The sequence below is a fragment of the Arthrobacter rhamnosi genome, from assembly GCF_054510975.1.
In genome coordinates, this window is sequence record NZ_JBTNDN010000001.1 from 651,091 (window position 1) to 670,621 (window position 19,531).

Annotated in this window: 16 protein-coding genes; 7 read left to right on the top strand and 9 right to left on the bottom strand. The window is 70.2% G+C overall.

Annotated features, from left to right (window positions below):
* Positions 1-2: 2 nt before the first annotated feature.
* On the bottom strand, positions 3-2,627 hold the full coding sequence (clpB, locus tag ACX80J_RS03030) for an ATP-dependent chaperone ClpB (protein ID WP_459345172.1): 2,625 nt from the start codon (positions 2,625-2,627) through the stop codon (positions 3-5).
* Between the two features lie 195 nt (positions 2,628-2,822).
* Between clpB and ACX80J_RS03035 the strand changes: the two genes are divergently transcribed.
* Positions 2,823-4,811: a penicillin-binding transpeptidase domain-containing protein gene (locus tag ACX80J_RS03035; protein ID WP_459346765.1), complete on the top strand. Its 1,989-nt coding sequence runs from the start codon at positions 2,823-2,825 to the stop codon at positions 4,809-4,811.
* Positions 4,812-4,947: 136 nt separating this feature from the next.
* Entirely contained in the window at positions 4,948-6,450 is a 1,503-nt protein-coding gene (locus ACX80J_RS03040) for a flotillin family protein (RefSeq protein ID WP_459345174.1), read from the top strand.
* A 40-nt stretch (positions 6,451-6,490) separates the two neighbouring features.
* Here the strand turns inward: ACX80J_RS03040 and ACX80J_RS03045 are convergent, their stop codons facing one another.
* Both ACX80J_RS03045 and ACX80J_RS03050 read right to left on the bottom strand, forming a co-directional pair.
* Positions 6,491-6,892 carry a YccF domain-containing protein gene (locus ACX80J_RS03045; protein ID WP_459345175.1) on the bottom strand — a complete coding sequence of 134 codons (402 nt, stop codon included), beginning with the start codon at positions 6,890-6,892 and terminating at the stop codon, positions 6,491-6,493.
* A 106-nt stretch (positions 6,893-6,998) separates the two neighbouring features.
* The gene (locus tag ACX80J_RS03050) at positions 6,999-8,672 is read right to left on the bottom strand and encodes a DEAD/DEAH box helicase (RefSeq protein ID WP_459346766.1); all 1,674 of its coding nucleotides are present in this window, start codon (positions 8,670-8,672) and stop codon (positions 6,999-7,001) included.
* Positions 8,673-9,039: 367 nt separating this feature from the next.
* Between ACX80J_RS03050 and ACX80J_RS03055 the strand changes: the two genes are divergently transcribed.
* Complete coding sequence (locus tag ACX80J_RS03055; RefSeq protein ID WP_459345177.1) at positions 9,040-9,999, top strand: ABC transporter ATP-binding protein; 960 nt, start codon at positions 9,040-9,042, stop codon at positions 9,997-9,999.
* A complete protein-coding gene (locus ACX80J_RS03060; protein ID WP_459346767.1) occupies positions 9,989-10,798 on the top strand; it encodes an ABC transporter permease subunit in 810 nt (269 codons plus the stop codon). Before ACX80J_RS03055 ends, ACX80J_RS03060 begins: the two co-directional genes overlap by 11 nt.
* Positions 10,799-10,815: 17 nt before the next feature.
* On the opposite strand, the gene ACX80J_RS03065 is transcribed toward ACX80J_RS03060, so the two are convergent.
* The gene (locus ACX80J_RS03065) at positions 10,816-11,652 is read right to left on the bottom strand and encodes a universal stress protein (protein WP_459346768.1); all 837 of its coding nucleotides are present in this window, start codon (positions 11,650-11,652) and stop codon (positions 10,816-10,818) included.
* A gap of 281 nt (positions 11,653-11,933) precedes the next feature.
* Between ACX80J_RS03065 and ACX80J_RS03070 the strand changes: the two genes are divergently transcribed.
* Both ACX80J_RS03070 and ACX80J_RS03075 read left to right on the top strand, forming a co-directional pair.
* Complete coding sequence (locus ACX80J_RS03070) at positions 11,934-12,587, top strand: response regulator (protein WP_459345180.1); 654 nt, start codon at positions 11,934-11,936, stop codon at positions 12,585-12,587.
* Positions 12,588-12,827: 240 nt separating this feature from the next.
* Complete coding sequence (locus tag ACX80J_RS03075) at positions 12,828-13,037, top strand: hypothetical protein (protein ID WP_459345181.1); 210 nt, start codon at positions 12,828-12,830, stop codon at positions 13,035-13,037.
* 82 nt (positions 13,038-13,119) lie between these two features.
* On the opposite strand, the gene ACX80J_RS03080 is transcribed toward ACX80J_RS03075, so the two are convergent.
* A complete protein-coding gene (locus ACX80J_RS03080) occupies positions 13,120-14,064 on the bottom strand; it encodes a universal stress protein (RefSeq protein WP_459346769.1) in 945 nt (314 codons plus the stop codon).
* 170 nt (positions 14,065-14,234) lie between these two features.
* Positions 14,235-14,516 carry a hypothetical protein gene (locus ACX80J_RS03085; protein WP_459345183.1) on the bottom strand — a complete coding sequence of 94 codons (282 nt, stop codon included), beginning with the start codon at positions 14,514-14,516 and terminating at the stop codon, positions 14,235-14,237.
* Positions 14,517-14,769: 253 nt separating this feature from the next.
* Between ACX80J_RS03085 and ACX80J_RS03090 the strand changes: the two genes are divergently transcribed.
* Positions 14,770-16,020 (top strand): M20 metallopeptidase family protein, encoded by a 1,251-nt coding sequence (locus ACX80J_RS03090; protein WP_459346770.1) that lies wholly within the window; start codon positions 14,770-14,772, stop codon positions 16,018-16,020.
* 108 nt (positions 16,021-16,128) lie between these two features.
* Here the strand turns inward: ACX80J_RS03090 and ACX80J_RS03095 are convergent, their stop codons facing one another.
* The 3 genes from ACX80J_RS03095 to ACX80J_RS03105 form a co-directional block, all read right to left on the bottom strand.
* Complete coding sequence (locus ACX80J_RS03095) at positions 16,129-17,391, bottom strand: alpha-hydroxy acid oxidase (protein WP_459345185.1); 1,263 nt, start codon at positions 17,389-17,391, stop codon at positions 16,129-16,131.
* A 259-nt stretch (positions 17,392-17,650) separates the two neighbouring features.
* Positions 17,651-18,166 (bottom strand): flavin reductase family protein, encoded by a 516-nt coding sequence (locus ACX80J_RS03100; RefSeq protein ID WP_459345186.1) that lies wholly within the window; start codon positions 18,164-18,166, stop codon positions 17,651-17,653.
* Between the two features lie 158 nt (positions 18,167-18,324).
* Entirely contained in the window at positions 18,325-19,530 is a 1,206-nt protein-coding gene (locus tag ACX80J_RS03105; protein WP_459346771.1) for a cystathionine gamma-synthase, read from the bottom strand.
* Position 19,531 lies beyond the last annotated feature (1 nt).

Below are 19,531 nucleotides of genomic sequence, written 5' to 3' on the forward strand. Positions count from 1 at the left end.
GGCTAGCGCGCGGCGTGCACCAGCAGTCCGCCTCCGTCGAGGCCCACGTCGCCGGCCGCGTCCGGGTCCGGTTCCTGCCGGTCGACGACGACGGTGTCACCGTCGATGATCTCGCCGGCGAGGATGCCCTTCGCCAGCCGGTCGCCGATCTCGCGCTGGACGAGCCGGCGCAGCGGACGGGCACCGTACGCCGGATCGAATCCGGTGAGCGCGAGCCACTCGCTGGCCGCGGCACTGACGTCCAGTTCGAGCCGACGGTCACGCAGCCTCTCACCGAGCGACCTGACCTGCAGCTCCACGATCCGGGAGAGCTCGTCGAGGCTCAGCGGATCGAAGATCACCACGTCGTCGAGCCGGTTGAGGAACTCCGGCCGGAAGTTCGCGTTCACGGCGGACATCACGGCGGAGCGCTTCGCGGCGTCGTCGAGCGCGGGGTCCACGAGGAACTGCGACCCGAGGTTCGACGTCAGCACGAGGATGACGTTGCGGAAGTCCACGGTCCGGCCCTGGCCGTCCGTGAGGCGCCCGTCGTCCAGCACCTGCAGGAGCAGGTCGAACACTTCCGGGTGCGCCTTCTCCACCTCGTCGAGCAGCACCACGCTGTAGGGGCGGCGCCGCACGGCCTCGGTGAGCTGGCCGCCCTCCTCGTAGCCCACGTATCCCGGAGGGGCACCCACGAGGCGCGCGACCGAATGCTTCTCCGAGTACTCGGACATGTCGATCCGGATCATCGCGCGCTCGTCGTCGAACAGGAAGTCGGCGAGGGCCTTGGCGAGCTCCGTCTTGCCCACGCCGGTGGGACCGAGGAACAGGAAGGAACCCGTGGGGCGGTTCGGGTCGGACACGCCGGCCCTGGCGCGCCGGACGGCGTCGGACACCGCGGACACCGCCCGCTGCTGGCCGATGAGCCGCGCGCCGATGACCTCCTCCATGGCGAGCAGCTTCTCGCTCTCACCCTGGAGCATCCGGCCGGCCGGGATACCTGTCCAGGCGGAGATGACCTCCGCGATGTCGTTCGCGGTGACTTCCTCGGCGACCATCAGGTCGGGAGAGTTTGCGGTCTGCTCCTCGGCGGCCTGCGCCTCACGGAGCTCGCGCTCCACCTGCGGGATCTGGCCGTAGAGGATGCGGGACGCCGTCTCGAGGTCGCCCTCGCGCTGGGCGCGGTCGGCCTGCGAGCGCAGGTCGTCGAGGGACGCCTTCAGGTCGCCGACGCGGTTGAGGCCTGCCTTCTCGGCCTCCCACCGGGCGTTCAGCCCGTCGAGCTCCTCCTGGCGGTCGGCCATCTCGGCGCGCAGTGCCTGCAGCCGTTCGAGGGACGCCTCGTCCTTCTCGTGGGACAGCGCCATCTCCTCCATGCGCATCCGCTCGATCGCGCGGCGCAGCTCGTCGATCTCCACAGGAGCGGAATCGATCTCCATCCGCAGGCGCGACGCGGCCTCGTCCACGAGGTCGATGGCCTTGTCGGGCAGCTGCCGGCCCGGGATGTACCGGTGGGACAGCGTGGCGGCGGCGACGAGCGCCGAGTCGGCGATCGAGACCTTGTGGTGCGCCTCGTAGCGCTCCTTCAGGCCGCGCAGGATGCCGATCGTGTCCGGTACGGAGGGTTCACCCACGTAGACCTGCTGGAACCTGCGCTCCAGGGCCGGGTCCTTCTCCACGTTCTCGCGGTACTCGTCCAGCGTCGTCGCGCCGATGAGCCGGAGCTCGCCGCGCGCCAGCATCGGCTTGAGCATGTTGCCCGCATCCATCGAGCCCTCGGATGCACCCGCGCCCACGACCGTGTGGAGCTCGTCGATGAACGTCACGACCTGCCCGTTGGAGCCCTTGATCTCCTCGAGCACGGCCTTCAGCCGCTCCTCGAACTCGCCGCGGTACTTGGCTCCGGCGATCATGGATCCGAGGTCGAGGCTGATCAGCGACTTGCCGCGGAGCGACTCGGGGACGTCCCCGGCGACCATGCGCTGGGCCAGGCCCTCGACGACGGCGGTCTTGCCCACCCCGGGCTCGCCGATCAGGACCGGGTTGTTCTTCGTGCGGCGGCTCAGCACCTGCACCACGCGGCGGATCTCGGCGTCGCGCCCGATGACGGGATCGAGCTTGCCGCTGCGCGCTACCTCGGTGAGGTCCACACCGAACTTCTCGAGCGCCTGGAAGGTGTTCTCCGGATCGGGCGTGGTCACCCGCCGGTCTCCACGCACCCCGGGCAGCGCGGATGCGAGGGCCTCGCGCGTGAGGCCGAGGGAGCGCAGGATGGTGCCGGCGGCACCGCTGTCGGCCGCGAGCGCCAGCAGGAGGTGCTCCGTGGAGACGAACTGGTCCCCGAGGGTCTCCGCTTCCTGCTTCGCCGCGTTGATCACCTGGAGGGCGCCGCGGGAGAACTGGGGCTGCGCGACGGAAGAGCCCGACGACGACGGCAGGGCCTTGATCGCGGAGCTCGCCTGCACGCTCACGCTGTCGGGGTCCGCGCCGGCCGCCTTCAGGAGTGCGACGGCGATCCCGTCGCGCTGATCCAAGAGCGCCTTGAGGAAGTGCGGCGCCTCGATCTGGGCGTTGCCCGCCGTGGATGCGTTCATGGCGGCGGCTGACAGCACCTCACGGCTCTTGGTGGTGAAGTTGGTATCCACGCGCGGTTCCTTTCTGGTCCGAGGAGGGGAATCCGGCATTCCCCACGGCATTCACATTGAGTGTACTTGACTCAACTTTGTCTGCGGACAGGATATTCCCCTGCCGCCAGCACAGCGGGACGTGGGTACGCGACGGACGGACGCCGGGCCCGCGCCTCCCCTCGGGTAGTTGCGCGGCTCGGTCATAATGACCGTATGGGGAAACTTCGCTGTGCCACGTCCGTCCTGACCACCGCCGTTCTCGCGGTCAGCCTGGCGGCGTGCACCGATGGCAGGCCGACGGCGGAGGACGCCGCAGGGACCCTGGCCGAAGGACTCTCCCGGCTCGACGTCGGCCAGTCCGCCTTCACGTCGGCCGAGCCGGCCGAGGTGACCGCCCAACTCGCCGCCATCACCGAGGGCCTTGCACCGGACATGCCGCGGGTCAGCGTCGCGGACGTCGAGGACACCGGTGAGGACAGCGCCACGGCGACCCTCGACTACGTATGGGACCTCGACGAGACCGACTCCGACTGGACCTACAGCACGACCGCGGACCTCACCCGTGTCGAGGACGTGTGGCAGACCACGTGGGAGCCGGACGTTGTGGTCCCGGACCTCCTGCCGGAGGAGAAGCTCACCCTCACGCGCGTTCCCGGGGACCGCGGGAACATCACCGGCGCGGGTGGAGAGGTCCTGGTCACCGAGCGGCCGGTGATCCGCGTGGGCATCGACAAGACGCTCGTCCCCGAGGCGCAGCAGGCCGCCTCCGCCCGCGCGCTCGCGGCGCTGCTCGACATCGATCCGGCCGCGTACGAGGAGCAGGTCGCGACGGCGGGAGCGGACGCGTTCGTGGTGGCCCTCGTGCTGCGGGACGATGACACCAGGACCGTGACGGACGCACAGATCGATGCCGTCCCCGGCGCACTCCGTCAGGCGGACACCCGCGAGCTCGGACCGACCCGCACCTTCGCCCGGGAACTCCTCGGAAGCGTGGGCGAGGCGACGGAAGAACTCGTGGAGCAGTCCGGCGGCGCCGTCCGAGCCGGGGACGTCACGGGACTCGGGGGGCTCCAGCTGCAGCACAACGCCCAGCTCGGCGGCACCCCCAGCCTCCAGGTCTTTGCCGTGCCGGTGGACGCCCCGGACACACCCACCCGGCAGCTCTTCGCCACACCCGCGGTCGACGGCACCGACCTCGCCACCACTATCGATGCCCGGCTGCAGGGCCTCGGGGAGAAGGTGCTCGCGGACGAGCCCTCGGCGTCGTCCATCGTGGCGATCCGCCCCAGCACGGGAGAGATCCTCGCCGCAGCCAACGGCCCCGGCAGCGAAGGCCTGCAGACGGCCCTCCTGGGCCAGTACCCGCCCGGGTCCACGTTCAAGATCGCCACGAGCCTCGCACTCCTGAGGAAGGGCTTCACGCCGCAGAGTCCCACGCAGTGCACCGAGGAGGTGACCGTGGACGGCCGGACGTTCAACAACGCGAGCACGTATCCCGGACAGTTCCTCGGCACCATCCCCCTCCTGGAGACCTTCGCGCAGTCCTGCAACACCGGATTCATCTCGACGCGGGACGAGATCACGCAGGCCGACCTCGCGAGTGCGGCCGCCGACCTCGGCATCGGGGTCGAGTCAGCCATCGGAACGCCGGCGTTCTTCGGCTCCGTGCCGACCGAGGCGGAGGGCACGGCACACGCCGCCGCGATGATCGGTCAGGGCGAAGTGCTCGTCTCGCCCCTCTCACTGGCCACCATGGCCGCCTCCGTCGGCGCCGGATCGCGGGTCACGCCGACGCTCCTGGCTCCCGGCGAGTCCGCCGAACTCGATCCGGGGTCGGCGAGCGCCGCGGCCACCGCGGCCCCCACCAGCGACGCGACGGCGTCGGCCTCCGCCGGGGAGGACGCGCCGTCCGAGGCCCCGCCGAGCGCCTTCACGGCCGGGGAATCCGCAACCCTGAAGACGCTCATGGCCGCCGTCGTCGAGCAGGGCGGAGCCCAGCTCCTGCAGGACGTGCCGGGCGAGCCAGTCCTGGCCAAGACCGGTACCGCCGAATTCGGCAGCGAGACTCCCCCTCGCACGCACGCATGGGTCGTCGCCCTCCAGGGCGACCTCGCCGTCGCGGTCTTCGTCGAGGAGGGCGAACTGGGCTCGACGTCCGGCGGCCCCCTCATGCAGGCCTTCCTGACGGGTGCCGCTTCGTAGACGTCCAGCACCCGCGGGCCAGTCCGCGGGTCCACTTCGAAGAACATGGGGGTCAGGTCAGTACGCAGTAGCTTGCTCTTCCTCCGGCGCGCACTCGCTGCGGCGGAGCACTTCGAGGACCGTTGAAAGGGTTCCAGTGGATCTCACGTTCGTCCCGCTCATCATCGGCGCGGTGGTGCTGCTCGCAGCCATCATCGCCGCCATCGTGCTCGCCCGCATGGCCCTGCACATCGCCAGCCCGGACCAGGCGCTCATCATCTCGTCGAAGGACAGCAAGGGGCAGCCGGATCCGGACAGCCAGCGCGTGGTCTTCGGCCGCATCTTCATCAACCCGTTCTCGCAGCGCGCCTATCCGTTGTCCCTGGCATCGCGCCAGGTCTCGCTCCGCATCGAGGGCATCTCCAAGAACGGCATCAAGCTCCACCTGACGGGTGTCGCCCAGGTCAAGGTGGGCGGCGACGCCGACGCCGTCCGCAAGGCGGCCCAGCGCTTCCTCAACCAGCAGGAGGCCATCGACCACTACACGCAGGAGACCCTCTCGGGTTCCCTGCGCTCCATCGTGGGAACCCTGACGGTCGAGTCGATCATCCGCGACCGCGCCACCTTCGCCAAGAGCGTGAAGGAGGAGGCCGAGCATTCGATGCACAACCAGGGCCTGGAGATCGACACGTTCCAGATCCAGTCCGTGGACGACGACTCGGGCTACCTGAAGAACCTCGGCCGGCCCGAGGCCGCCCTTGCGGAGCGCAATGCGAAGATCGCCGAAGCCCGCTCGATGCAGGAGTCCGAGCAGGCACGCGCCCTGTCCGACGAGCAGGTGGCCCTCGCGCAGCAGCAGCTGATCATCCGCCGGGCAGAGCTGAAGGAAGAGGCCGATGCCCGCCAGGCTCGGGCCGACGCCGCCGGCCCCCTCGCCCAGGCCGAACAGCAGGAGCAGGTCATCATCCGCGAGCAGCAGGTCGCGCAGCGGCGGGCCGAGCTCCGCGAGCGCGAGCTCGACACCGAGGTACGCAAGCCGGCCGACGCCGAGAAGTACCGCCTCATCCAGCAGGCCGACGCGAAGCTCGAGGAACGCCGCCGCGCCTCGGAGGCCGCGGAGATCGAGGCCCGCGTGGACCTCGCGCGCCGCAAGCTCGTCGCCGAGGGCGACCGGGTGGCAGCAGAGGCCGACGCCGCCGCCAACACCGCGCGCGGTACCGCCGAAGCGTCGATCAACGAAGCCCGGGGCCGGGCGGACGCCGCCGTCATCGCCTCGCGCGGCGACGCCGAGGCCGGGTCGGCGGAAGCCCGCGGCAAGGCGGAAGCGGCCGGTATCGCCGCACAGGCGGAGGCCTACGAGAAGTTCAACCAAGCCGCCATCCTGTCGAAGGTCCTCGAGGTCCTCCCGGCGATGGCACGCGAGATCGCCGCGCCGATGTCGGCGATCGACACCATGACGGTGGTCTCCAACGACGGCGCCAGCCAGCTCAGCAGGAATGTCTCGAGCGGGGTCCACCAGACGACGCAGCTGGTGAAGGACACCACCGGGCTCGATATCATCACGCTGCTCGGCGACCTGCTCAGGACTCCGGACAAGGCCGGCATGAACGGTTCCACCCGGAACGGCACGGGCGGGTCCACGGTCACCGGGTCCGACTAGGTGCGTCGGGAGAGCCGCTGCCGGTCGATGCGGCGGCCCTTCAGCGGTAGGTGGGCAGGTACGTTCCCGACGACGGGACGATCACCTTGCCGAGCGGGGCGAGGGACACCGGGATGAGCTTGAGGTTGGCGATGCCCAGCGGGATGCCGATGATGCTCACGAACATCGGGATGGCGGTGAGCACGTGGCCGATGGCGATCCAGATGCCCGCGACGAGCAGCCAGATGATGTTGCCGACCGCCGAGAAGCCGCTGGCCGGCCCACCCCGGTTCACCACCGTCTGGCCGAAGGGCCACAGGGCGTAGGCGCCGATCCTGAACGAGGCGATGCCGAACGGGATGGTCACGATCAGCAGGCAGCAGATGATGCCCGCAGCGAAGTAGCCGAGGGCCAGCCAGATGCCGCCGAACAGAAGCCAGATGACATTCAGGAGTGTGTTCATCCGGCCATTGTTCCCCATGGGGCGACGCACTGCACGCAACGGACGAAGGGCCCCCCACCCGTGCGGGTAGGGGGCCCTTCAGCGGTTCCTGGACCGGAGACCGGTGCTAGCGCGGGCGGCGGTCGTTCGACGCCGGAGCGCTGGCCCTGCGGGAGCCACCGGCACGGCGTGCGCCTTCGGCCCGCGGAGCCGAGGACGGCGCGTGGCTCCGCTGGCCGCCTGCTGCGGGAGCTCCTGCGGCAGGGCGGCGTACGGCGTCGCCGACACGCTGGCCGGACGCCGGGCGGCGGCTGCGCGTCGTGGTCTCCGAGGCCGTGCGGGGCTCGGCGGCCCGGCGGGGCGACCCGCCCGACTTCCCGGCAGCACCGGTGTCCGAGCCGAAGCGCGGGGCCTGCGGCTGGTCCTTGCGGCGCTCCGCGCGGTTGCCCTGCGCGGCCTGCGGCTCGGCGGTGACGCGTCCGCGTCCACCCCGTCCGCCACGGCCTCCCGCAGCCGGAGCTGCGGTGCGGCGGGCGCGCTTGCGCTCGGCGTTCGCACCCGTCGAGGTACCTTCGCCGCGCGTTGCCTCCCGCGAGGCGAGGAGCGCGGCGCGGGTGCGCGGATCGATCCTGTCGGCCACGTCACCGGTGAGTGACAGGACGAGGGGCGAGGTCGCCTTGACGTTCTCGAAGGCGACGTCGACGCCGGCAGCCTTCATGAGCTTCTGCACCTCGGACTTCTGCTCGGGCAGGGTGATCGTGACCACCGTTCCCGAGGAACCCGCGCGGGCCGTGCGGCCTGAGCGGTGCAGGTACGCCTTGTGCTCCGTGGGCGGATCCACGTGGACCACGAGTTCGACGTCGTCGACGTGCACGCCGCGCGCGGCGACATCCGTGGCCACGAGGACGCGGACGTCGCCCGAGGAGAACTCGGCGAGGTTCCGGTCACGGGCGTTCTGCGACAGGTTGCCGTGCAGGTCGACGGCGGGGATGCCGGCGTCGGTGAGCGTCTTGGCGAGCTTGCGCGCGTGGTGCTTGGTCCGCATGAACAGCAGCCGGCGTCCGGTGCCCGAGGCGAGCTGGACGATGAGCTGCTTCTTCTGCGTCTGGTCGCCGATCAGGAGCACGTGGTGCTCCATCGTGGTGACCGCGGCCTGCGGGTCGTCGACCGAGTGGGTGACGGGGTTGGTCATGTAGCGGTTGACCACCTTGTCCACGCCGTTGTCGAGCGTCGCCGAGAACAGCAGGCGCTGGCCGTCGGCAGGGGTGGTGTCGAGCAGCTTCTTGACGACCGGCAGGAAGCCGAGGTCGGCCATGTGGTCGGCCTCGTCGAGGATGGTGATCTCCACCGACTCGAGCGTGATGAGCTTCTGGCGCATCAGGTCCTCGAGGCGCCCGGGGCAGGCGATGACGATGTCGACGCCGGCGCGCAGGGCCTTCTCCTGGCGCTGCTGCGAGACGCCGCCGTAGATCACGGTGGTGTTGAGTCCGAGCTCCTTGGCCAGAGGCTCGATCGTGGCGTTGATCTGGGTCGCCAGCTCGCGGGTCGGTGCGAGGACCAGGGCCAGGGGGCGCCCGGGCTTGCGGCGGTAGGCCGCTTCCTGCTCGGCGAGGCGCGCCACCATGGGAAGGGTGAAGGCGAGGGTCTTGCCCGAGCCGGTGCGGCCTCGTCCGAGGACGTCGCGCCCGGCCAGGGAATCAGGGAGTGACTTGACCTGGATGGGGAATGGTTCGGTGATGCCCTGCGCGGCGAGGTTCTCGACCAGTGCTTTGGGCACACCAAGGGCGGCAAAAGTAGTCATGTAGTTAACACGAACTTTCTTCTCATCTTCCCCGGCACCGGTTGGCGCAGGGGTTCGCCGAAGAAAAGTCAGACAGTGTCCACCGCGCTCACGATCCTCGGAGCCGGATGCGGGACAAAAGAATGCGTTCTATCGACGCAGGCTGCGCGTTCAACTGGCTGGAGTTCTCCGCCGTGCGCAGGCAAGTCCTCCCAGTTTATCAGCAGGTCGCCCGGATCCCCGCATCGGCCGCAGCGGCGCCTCCGGTGAATTGCCGTCTCCCAGGCACACCGAATCGGTCCCGGGCGTGGTTGGATTTCCCCAGGCCCGTGCACCGAGGAGTCGGAGCGCGGGGCGGCCCATCGGCTGTCCGTCCTACGGAGGAAGCATGAAGGACGCACTCGAACTGCGGGACCTGACCAAGGTGTACGGGTCCCTGACAGCGCTGGACGGGGTCTCGCTCTCGGTGCCGCCGGGCAGCGTCGTGGGTGTGATCGGCCCGAACGGCGCGGGCAAGTCCACGACCATGCGCCTGATCCTCGGCCTGATCCGGCCGAGCGGTGGTACGGCCATCGTCCTGGGTACCGACTCCTGGCGGAGCGGCCCCTCCCTCCGCAGGCGCGTGGGCTATCTGCCCGGGGACCTCAAGCTCGACGGCGGCGCCACGGGGCGTGACACCCTGCGGTACTTCGGCCTCATCTCCGGTCCCGTGGACGAGCGCTTCCGGAACGAACTCGTCGAACGGCTGGAGTTCGACCCGTCACGCCGCGTGAGGACGCTCTCGAAGGGCAACAAGCAGAAACTCGGGCTCGTCCAGGCGCTCATGCACCGGCCCGAGCTGCTCGTCCTGGACGAGCCGACGTCCGGCCTCGACCCCCTGATGCAGCGCGAGTTCCTCGCCCTTATGCGGGAGGCGAAAGCAGCCGGCCAGGCCGTCTTCCTCTCATCCCATGTGATCTCCGAGGTGCAGCACTGCGCGGACCACGTCGCCGTGATCCGGCAGGGCCAGCTCGTCCGCTCCGCACGCGTGGCCGAACTGCGGGACGAAGCACCCCGCAGCGTCCGGCTGGAGCTGGCCGCCCCGCTGACGGCGGGGCAGGCGGAAGCCCTCCGGCAGGCGGGCCTGGCGTTCCGGGCGGCCGACGATCCGCCCGGCACCCCCCGCCCGGGCGGTGCGGGAACGGTCGTCGAGGGCCAGGTGTCCGGCTCCCCCGTCGCACTGCTCGGCGTCCTGTCCCGCCTCGGGCTGGTGGATGTCGTGATCGAGGAACCGGACCTCGAGCAGGCGGTCCTCGGGCTGTACGCGCAGGCGACACCTGGAGTGGAGGGCGGACGTCATGGCCGGTAGCGCACTGCCGGTCGTCCGGCACATCCTGCGCCGCTCCCGCGTCGGGATGGCCGGCTGGTCCGTCGGCCTCATCGCGGCGAGCCTGCTCTACCTCCCGATCTACCCGTCGATGGGGGCGACCGGCGACCTCGAGGCCGTCGTCTCGTCCCTGCCGTCGGAACTGGTCACGACCCTCGGCTTCGCCTCGATCTCCACAGGTGCGGGCTACGCCCAGGCAACCCTCCTGGGGCTGCTCGGTTTCGTGCTGCTGACCATCGCCGCCGTGGGGTGGGGTGCAGCCGCGATCGGCGGCGAGGAAGAGAGCGGTGCGCTGGAGCTCACCCTGGCACACGGCGTCACGCGCCCGCAGGTCGCTCTCGAAGCGGCCCTCGCGCTGGCCCTGCGCCTCGCCGTCGTCTGCGGCGTGCTGCTGGTGACCGTCCTCGTGCTGAACGGTCCCTCCGAGCTCGGGCTGGCACCCGGCCACGTCGTCGCGGGCACGGTCGCGCTGTACCTGCTGAGCCTCCTGAGCGGTCTTGCAGCGGTCGCGGCAGGAGCAGCAACCGGTTCGAGGGCCGCATCCGTCGCGGCGGGGGCGGGCATCGCCGTCCTGGGGTACGCCTTCAATGCCCTCGGCCACCAGGTGGAGGCGACGCGCTGGCTCGGGCACTTCTCCCCGTACACCTGGGCGTTCGACCCGGCTCCGCTCGCGAACGGCTTCGGGAACGGTGCGTGGGGTGGCATGGCGGCCATCCTCGGCCTGTGCGGCGTCCTCGTGCTGGCCGCCGTCGTCGGACTCTCCCGTCGCGACATCCGCTGACCGGCCGGCCGCGACGGTCAGCGGACGACGACGACGTTCCCCTGGCCGTGGTGGAGAACCGCGTGGACCGTCGAGCCCAGCCGCACGCCGAGCGTGCTGTGCCCCTTGGCGCCGATGACCACGCCGGCCGCGCTGCCGGCGCGCTGCAGGATCAGCCCGGGGATCGAGGGAGCGGTCACGTGTTCCGTCGTGACGGCGATGCCCGGACGTGCCGCCAGCAGGGCGGCGGCCTGCTCCAGGACAGGGTCGGGATCAGGGATGGTCTCGGCGGGATGGCGCCGTCGGGACTGCTCGACGTGGAGGAGGTGGATGGACTTGCGCAGGGCCACCGCGAGCTCGGCTGCCGTCGCCACTGCCCGGTCGCTCTCGGGAGACCCGTCCACGGGGACCAGGACGGCGTCGGACAGGGGCCGCGCTTCCCGGACCACCACGATGGGACACGCCGCGCTCGACGCGAGGTGGAGGCTGGCCGATCCGACCAGCAGCCCGGAGAAGCCACCGAGGCCTCGCGTCCCGGTGACGACGAGGGACGCTTCGGTGGAGAGTCTCGTCAGGGCTTCAGCAGGAAACCCGACGACGATGCGCTTGCCGACGTCGAGGCCGGGCTCGGAGCCTGCCGCGAGCGCGCGTCCCTCCTCTGCCGTCGTCTCGGCCTGCCGACGCAGGCCGCTGTCCTTGACTCCCGGCACGGGGCCGAGGTCCCGGGTGAAGAGGGGCCAGGGCCAGCAGTGGGCGACGACGAGCGGCAGGGAGGCCGCTGCTGCGTACCGGGCTGCCCAGAGCACGGCGCGTTTCGCACCGTCCGAGCCGTCGTACCCGACCACGACGGGTTTGCCCCCTGGGGGCGGGTTCACGCTGATGCACCCGCTCGAAGATCCCGCGCGCGGCTGGACGACGTGGAGCCGTCCACTTCGACGACGGCCCGACGGCGGGGCGGGACGGTGGGCTCCATGATCGATTCCTGGTCCTGGCAAGAGGGAACGCGGACATCTTCATGGTTGCCCGGGCGCGAGGGTTGCGACAGGGTCGAAAGACCCACGGTCGAAGGTGACTTTCGGCCCTGCCCGGGGTCGGGCGGCCGGTCCATGATGGTGCCCGAGCGGGGATGAGCGGTTCCCCAGACAGAAGGAAGACGATGACAGACGCAATGGCTGACGGGCGGGCGGAGCGGCCGACGGTGTTCCTTCTCGACGATCACGAGTTGGTGCGGCGGGGTCTGCGGGAGCTGCTCGAGGGCGAGGGCTTCGTCGTCGTCGGGGAATCGGGTTCCGCCGAGGAGGCCACGCGGAGGATCCCCGCTCTGTCCCCGGACGTGTCGATCCTCGACGCCAGGCTCCCTGACGGGACGGGCATCGAGGTGTGCCGCGACGTGCGCTCCATCGATCCCTCCCTGTCATGCGTCATCCTGACCAGCTACGACGATGACCAGGCCGTGCGCGGAGCCGTCCTTGCCGGCGCCTCCGGGTACATCCTGAAGGAGATTCTCGGCTCCGACCTGATCGACAAGCTGCATCGCGCCGCTCGCGGGGCATCCCTCTTCGAGGCGGGACTGAAGGAACGCATCGTGGCCGGGCTCAGCGCTGCCCCGGTGGAGGATCCGCGCCTCGTGGGACTGACCAGCCAGGAGAGGAAGGTCCTGGCGCTCATCGGAGCCGGCCTGACGAACAGGGACATCGCGGGAGAGCTGTTCCTCGCCGAGAAGACGGTGAAGAACTACGTGTCGTCGCTGCTGTCGAAGCTGGGTTTCCAACGCCGCACCCAGGCCGCTGTCTTCATCAGCAGGCCCTGATCAGCCTGCTTCGATCAGCCTGCCCCGATCAGCCCGCCGGCCGGGCGATGCAGGCGACGAACGACCGGGGCCCGGGCGATGCACCCCACCCCCTAATGGAGCCTTAAGACCCTAGGGGGCAAACCCCCTCTGGGCGGACCATGGACTACGGGCCCGCAGGGAAAGGACATGCCGCCGGATACGGTCGGCCGACCCGGGGCCGACCCCACTCCAGGCGCAGGCAAGCAGAGGAGACCGACCGTGATCACCGACCAGACCCCATCCACCCTTCCTGCTGGTACCACTCCGACCACCGACCCGTCGGCGGGCAGGCAGCAGCCGAGCCAGGGAAAGGAGACAGACCCGAAGAAGCTCCTCCAGCGGCAGGGTGAACGCCGCCGGGAGACCGAGCGGAAACTCGCCCTTCACATCCAGAAGTACCGGGAGACCCACCCCCTCCACCCGGAGTAGCCCGTGCGGGAGCGGTTCGTGCGCGTTCGGTGGAACGCCGTGCGTGGATCCGGGCTCGGCGCCCCGGTACGCCGCGGGGCGGTCAGCGGGCGGGTGTCCGCTCCGGCTCCTGGAGCTGTCCGTCGAACGGCGGCGTGGGCCCGGGATCAGGGACGACCAGGGTCGGGCAGGGTGGGTGCAGGAGCAGCGTGTGGGTGACCGATCCGAGGTACATACCCGTCCGAGCTCCCCTCCCGTGGCGTCCGATCACCAGGAGGTCTGCGCCCGTGCCGTAGTGTGCGAGCGCCTGCGCCGCACCGCGCACCTCGTCGAGGACCTGGCGCACCGCGAGGTGCGGGTAGCGCGTGGAGACGTCGAGCAGCAGTGCCGAAACCCCCTCCTGCATCACCGGGGTCTGCGGGGACCCCGGTCCGGTGGGCGCCGACACGACCGTCAGGGTCGTGCCCATCGTGGAGGCCTCATCGGCCGCCCTGAGCAGCGCGACGCCGGCCAACGGGGATCCATCGACCCCGACGACCACTCCCCCGATGGTCGCGTCGGTGGTCCCCCCGGCGCCGGTCGCCCTCCCGTCGTCTGCAGGTACGACGACGACGGGTACGCGTGATCCGAGGGCGACCTGCAGGGACACCGAGCCCCGGAACTCACCGCTGACCGCGTCCATCCGGTCCGAGCCCAGGATGAGGAGCGGTGATTCCGCGGCGAGTCCCAGTAGCGCCTCCACGACATCGCCGCAGTGGAGGTACGTCCCGACGTGCAGCGCGGGAAAGTCGGTGGAGATACGGTTCGCTTCCGCCCGGAGCACCTTCCGGCCGCCGACGACGACGTCCCCGTAGGAGCTGCCCGGCGGCATCAGTGCGGGATCCGGCACGGCATGGACGAGGGTGAGCGGAACGCCGAGCGACTCCGCGCGGCGCGCGGCCCACAGGACGGCCGGGCCCGTCGCAGCGTCACGGACCGCCACCACGAGAGGCCGGTCCCGCTTGTCCGGCCGGGCGGCGGTTGCGGGATCGTCCCACGAAGCCTTCACGACAGGCCCTCCTGGTCGTCGTGCCGGAACGGAGGGAGAGCCTTCATCGGTGTCCTTCCCACAACTGATCCGCGGCGGCACAGCTCAGCGCGCTTCATCGGGCCGACCGTGCGAGCAGCACCCGGAGGGTGCTCCGGAGCCCGAGCCCGCCGTCGCCCTGAGGCGACCGCTCAACGGCGCAGCGCTTCTTCCTGAACCTCAGGGCGCACCTCTGCACCGGTGGGCCCGGTGGATCCGCCCGTCTCCAGGGCCCGTCGCCGGGCCTTCAGGAACGTGATGTCCTCCGGCGAGAGCCAGTGCTCCCCGTGCTCGTCGACGGGCAACTCCTCGGCCATTCCGGTCGCCGTACGGTTGGCCATGGTCCGTGGGAGGACGACACACCCCGGGTTCTCCAGGAGCCACTGCTGCACGGTCGGGTCGAGTCGGGTCCAGATGCTGCTGATACTGGTCATGGTGAAAGCTCCTCCATCGTCGGTGATCCGCGGAGCTGCCGTAAAAGCCGACGGCGAATCGGTCCCATCTCACGGGACACTTCGGCATTGCGCTAGGGCCTTAAGTCCCTTCCCGTTGATGAAGCTGTCTGTGTCGCGATGACGCCGGGCCCGGGGCGGATAGTGAACAGGCCCCGCCTGCGGGACGTCCTCGCCTCTCCGGAGTTCTTCTGCAAGGGTGGGAGAACAGTCCGGTCCCTGCCAGGAGGAATCCATGACCCTGTCCCCAGCGGCACTTCTCGAGGATGCCCGGTCGCTCACCGGGGACATCGTCGATCTCCGGCACCGTCTGCACCGTGAGCCGGAACTGGGCCTGTATCTGCCGCGCACCCAGGAGAAGGTGCTCGCAGCCCTCGACGGGCTCCCCTACGAGGTGACCCTGGGCACCGACACGACGTCGGTCACGGCCGTCCTGCGCGGTGGGGCGGCGGCCACGGACCGCGCCGCACCCGTGGTGCTCCTGCGCGGGGACATGGATGCGCTCCCGGTGCAGGAGACAACCGGCGTCCCGTACAGCTCCGGGATCGACGGCGTCATGCACGCCTGCGGCCACGACCTCCATACGGCGATGCTCGCGGGCGCGGCCACTCTGCTCGCCGAGCACCGCGGGGAGCTGCCGGGCGACGTCGTCCTCATGTTCCAACCCGGCGAGGAGGGTCACGACGGCGCGGGCGTCATGATCCGGGAAGGAGTCCTCGGTGCGGCCGGCCGGACGCCGGATGCCGCGTACGGGCTGCACGTGACGTCGTCGCTGATGCCGAACGGGATGCTCACCAGCCGCGGCGGTCCCCTGATGTCGGCGTCGGACGCCCTGATGGTGACGGTGCACGGCGCGGGCGGGCACGGATCCTCGCCGCACTCCGCGAAGGACCCGGTGACCGTCGCCGCGGAGATCGTCACGTCACTGCAGGTCCTGGTCACGCGGCAGTTCGACATGTTCGACCCCGTGGTGCTGTCCGTCGGAGTGCTGAGGGCAGGCACTCAGCGCAACATCATCCCGGAGACCGCGAGGATCGAGGCGACCATCCGGACCTTCTCGACGGCGAACCGGGACAGGATGACCGAGGCCGCCCCTCGGCTGGTGCGGCACATCGCAGCCGCCCACGGGCTGGAGGCCGAGGTCGAGTACCTCCACGAGTACCCCGTCACCATTACCGACCTCGACGAGACGGCGCATGCCGAGGCCCAGGTCGCCGAGCTGCTGGGCGCCGACCGGTACGTCACCATGCCGCAGCCGATGAGCGGGTCGGAGGACTTCTCCCGGATCCTCGACGCGGTGCCGGGCAGCTTCGTCTTCCTCTCGGCGGTGCCTCCCGGCGTCGAGCCGGTGACGGCGCCGTTCAACCACTCCCCCTATGCCGTCTTCGACGACAGCGTCCTGACCGACGGCGCAGCGCTCTATGCACAGCTCGCGATCTCCCGACTGCGCTCGGCAGCCGCACGGCGGGAAGCGGCAGGCGGCTGACGGGGGTATCCATGGCCCCCGCTCCTGCCCGCCGCGGCGGGCAGGATCGACCGGGGCCGAAGGGCGTGACAGAAGGGCGCAGGCCCTCGAGCCTCCCGGTCGCTGCTGTCAGACGAGCCGTGAGACCTCACTGGGCGCGGAGCTGACCGGAACGAGGCGGGTGAGCTGCGTGACGTGCCGAGGCTCGAGTTCACCGAGGTGCGAGACACCGAGCAGGCGCATGGTGCGTTCGATCTCGTCCCGGAGGATCGCGATGGTCTTGTCGACGCCTTCGCGTCCGCCGGCCATGAGTCCGTAGAGGTAGGCGCGGCCGATGAGGGTGAATTTCGCGCCGAGGGCCATCGAGGCGACGATGTCCGCTCCGTTCATGATGCCTGTATCCACCATGATCGTGGCGTCGCGGCCGACCTCGCGGACGACCTGTGGCAGCAGGTGGAACGGGATGGGTGCGCGGTCGAGCTGACGGCCGCCGTGGTTGGACAGGATGATCCCGTCCACCCCCATGTCCACGAGGCGCACGGAGTCCTCGACGTTCTGGACACCCTTGATGAGGATCTTGCCGGGCCACAGGTCCCGGATGATGGCCAGATCGTCGTAGCTGATCGTCGGATCCATCGCCGCGTTCAGCAGATCGCCCACCGTGCCACCGGTGTCGCTCAGGGACGCGAATTCCAGTTTCGGGGTGGTCAGGAAGTCGACCCACCACCACGGCCGCGGGATCGCATTGAGGACCGTGCTGATCGACAGCTGCGGCGGGATCGAGAATCCGTTGCGCTTGTCGCGGAGCCGGGCACCGGCAACGGGGGTGTCGACGGTGAACATGAGCGTGTCGAACCCGGCTTCACCGGCACGCTTGACGAGGTCGTAGGAGATCTCCCGCTGGCGCATGACGTAGAGCTGGAACCAGTTGCGGCCGTTCGGGTTCGCTGCCTTCACGCCCTCGATCGAGGTGGTGCCGAGGGTCGAGAGGGTGAAGGGGATGCCGGCCGCAGCCGCCGCGCCGGCGCCGGCGGTCTCACCCTCGGTCTGCATGAGCCGGGTGAATCCGGTCGGCGCGATGCCGAACGGCAGGGCGCTGGGCCCGCCGAGGATCTCCACCGAGGTGTCGACGTGCTCGGCGGGGCGGAGGATCGAGGGGTGGAACTCGATGTCCTCGAACGCCTGGCGGGCCCGGGCCAGCGACAACTCGCCCTCGGCGCCGCCGTCGGTGTAGTCGAAGGCGGCCTTCGGGGTGCGCCGCTTGGCGATGGTGCGCAGGTCCGCGATGGTGAGCGCGGCTCCCAGCCGCCGTTTCTTGCCGTTGAGCTCGATCTTCTTGAACTGCATCAGCTCGAGCATTTCCGCCGGGACGGGGAGTTGGCGCTTGGTCACGCGGTGGTCCTTCCAGTTGCAGCAGTGCGCTGAGGGTGGATCGCCTCGACCTCCAGTACCCGCCATCGGGCGCGAAGGTTGAAACGATTCAAAGTAGTTCCCGCACTCTACCAAGAAAGGTATCGGGCTGCTACGGACAGGGGCCCCGCGCGGGAAGCGCGGGAGCAGCCTCCGGAAGTCCGGACCCCGACCCGTCCGGCACGACGGCGCGCAGCCCGGGACCGTGATCCAGGGTCTCAGCGGCCTCTGCGTGATCAGCTCATGCAGTCCTCTCCAGCACTGCTGCCCGGGACTGCACCCCGACGTAGGCGCCCTTGAAGAACAGCAGGGGTTCGGCGTCGAGCCGCGCGCTCAGGAACCGGACGCTCCCCACCACGATGGTGTGGTCGCCGCCGTCGTACTCCTGGTGCAGCTCGCAGTCCACCCAGGCGAGCGCGTCGTCCAGGACGGGGTTGCCCAGCGGTGACGTGGTGTAGTCGACGCCGGCGAACTTGTCCGTGCCCGAGCGTGCGAACTGGCCGGCCAGGTGCTGGTGCTCTGCCGACAGGATGTTCACGGTGAAGCGTCCCGCTGCACGGAGCAGGGGCCAGGTGCTGGAGGTCCGGGCCGGACTGAAGGTGACCAGCGCCGGGTCGAGCGAGAGGGAGGCGAAGGACTGGCAGGTGAACCCGGCCGGACCCGTGGGCGTCGCCGCCGTGACCACTGTCAGCCCGGTGGCGAAGTGTCCCAGCACCTGCCGGAGGCGCTGGGGGCTGAGGTCCGAGATGTCCGTCATGAGAGGTCCTTTCGTGGCGTGTGAATTCAATCAACCACCGTTTGTGCCCGCACCCAAGAGCCGGGGAAACGAGCTGTCGTATGAAGAAACACGGGGTCATCGCCCGTCGTATTGCGTAGTGAACCGACCTGGAACGGGGGTGTTCTGCTGGACCGGGGTCAGGCGCTGAGAGCCACGGCTCTCCTGGACGCCCGATGTGTTCTCTCCAGCGCAGCGGCCAGGTCCTCCTGCAGGTCTGCCAGGTCCTCGACGCCGACGGACAGCCGGACCAGGTCGGTGGGCACGGCCAGCGGGGTTCCGCGTACCGAGGCGTGGGTCATCTCCGAGCAGTAGCAGACCAGCGATTCCACCCCGCCCAGGCTCACGGAGAGCGCGAAGAGCCGGGTCGATTCGGCGAAGGCCCGGGCGGCGGCCTCTCCGGCGCTGAAGCGCAGCGAGACGATCCCGCCGAAGCCTGACATCTGGCGCGCCGCCAGGGCATGGCCCGGATGCTCGGGCAGGCCGGGGTAGAGCACCTCCGCGACGCCGGGCTGGTCCCGGAGCCATTCGGCCAGGGCCTGGGCATTGGAGGTGTGCCGCTCCATGCGCAGGCCGAGGGTCTTCAGGCCGCGGGCGGCCAGGAAGCAGTCCTGCGGCCCGGCGACCGCGCCGCCGGCGAACTGCTGGTAGCCGATGGTCTCGGCCAGTGCGGTGCCGCGGAAGGAACGGTCCGCCACGACCACGGCTCCGCCGAGCACATCCGAATGCCCGCCGATGTACTTGGTGGTGGAGTGCACCACCACGTCCGCGCCGAGGTCCAGGGGCCGCTGCAGGTAGGGCGAGGCGAACGTGTTGTCCACCACGAGCAGGGCCCCGGCGTCGTGCGCCAGCGTCGCCCACCCGGCCAGGTCCGCGATGCCCAGCAGCGGGTTCGACGGCGTCTCCACCCACAGCAGTGCGGTGGAGCCCGGCCGGACCGCGACGGCCACCGCCGCCAGGTCGGTGATGTCCACGGCCGTGTTCGCCACGCCCCACGGGCCCAGCAGCCCGTTGATCAACCGGTTGGTACCGCCGTAACCGTCCCCGCCGAGGACGATGTGATCCCCCGGGCGCAGCAGTGCCCGCAGCAGAGCATCCTCGGCCGCCAGCCCGGAGGCGAAGGCGAAGGCCGCCGTCCCATGTTCCAGGGCGGCCAGCTGGGCTTCGAACCCGTTACGGGTCGGGTTGGAGCCCCGGCTGTATTCGTGCCCGGCGCGCAGCACGTTGATCCCGTCCTGCACGAAGGTGGAGGTCTGGTAGATGGGCGGGATCACCGCACCGGTCAACGGATCAGGGTCCTGCCCGGCGTGGACGGCCGTCGTGTTGAATCCTCTGTACTGCGCCATG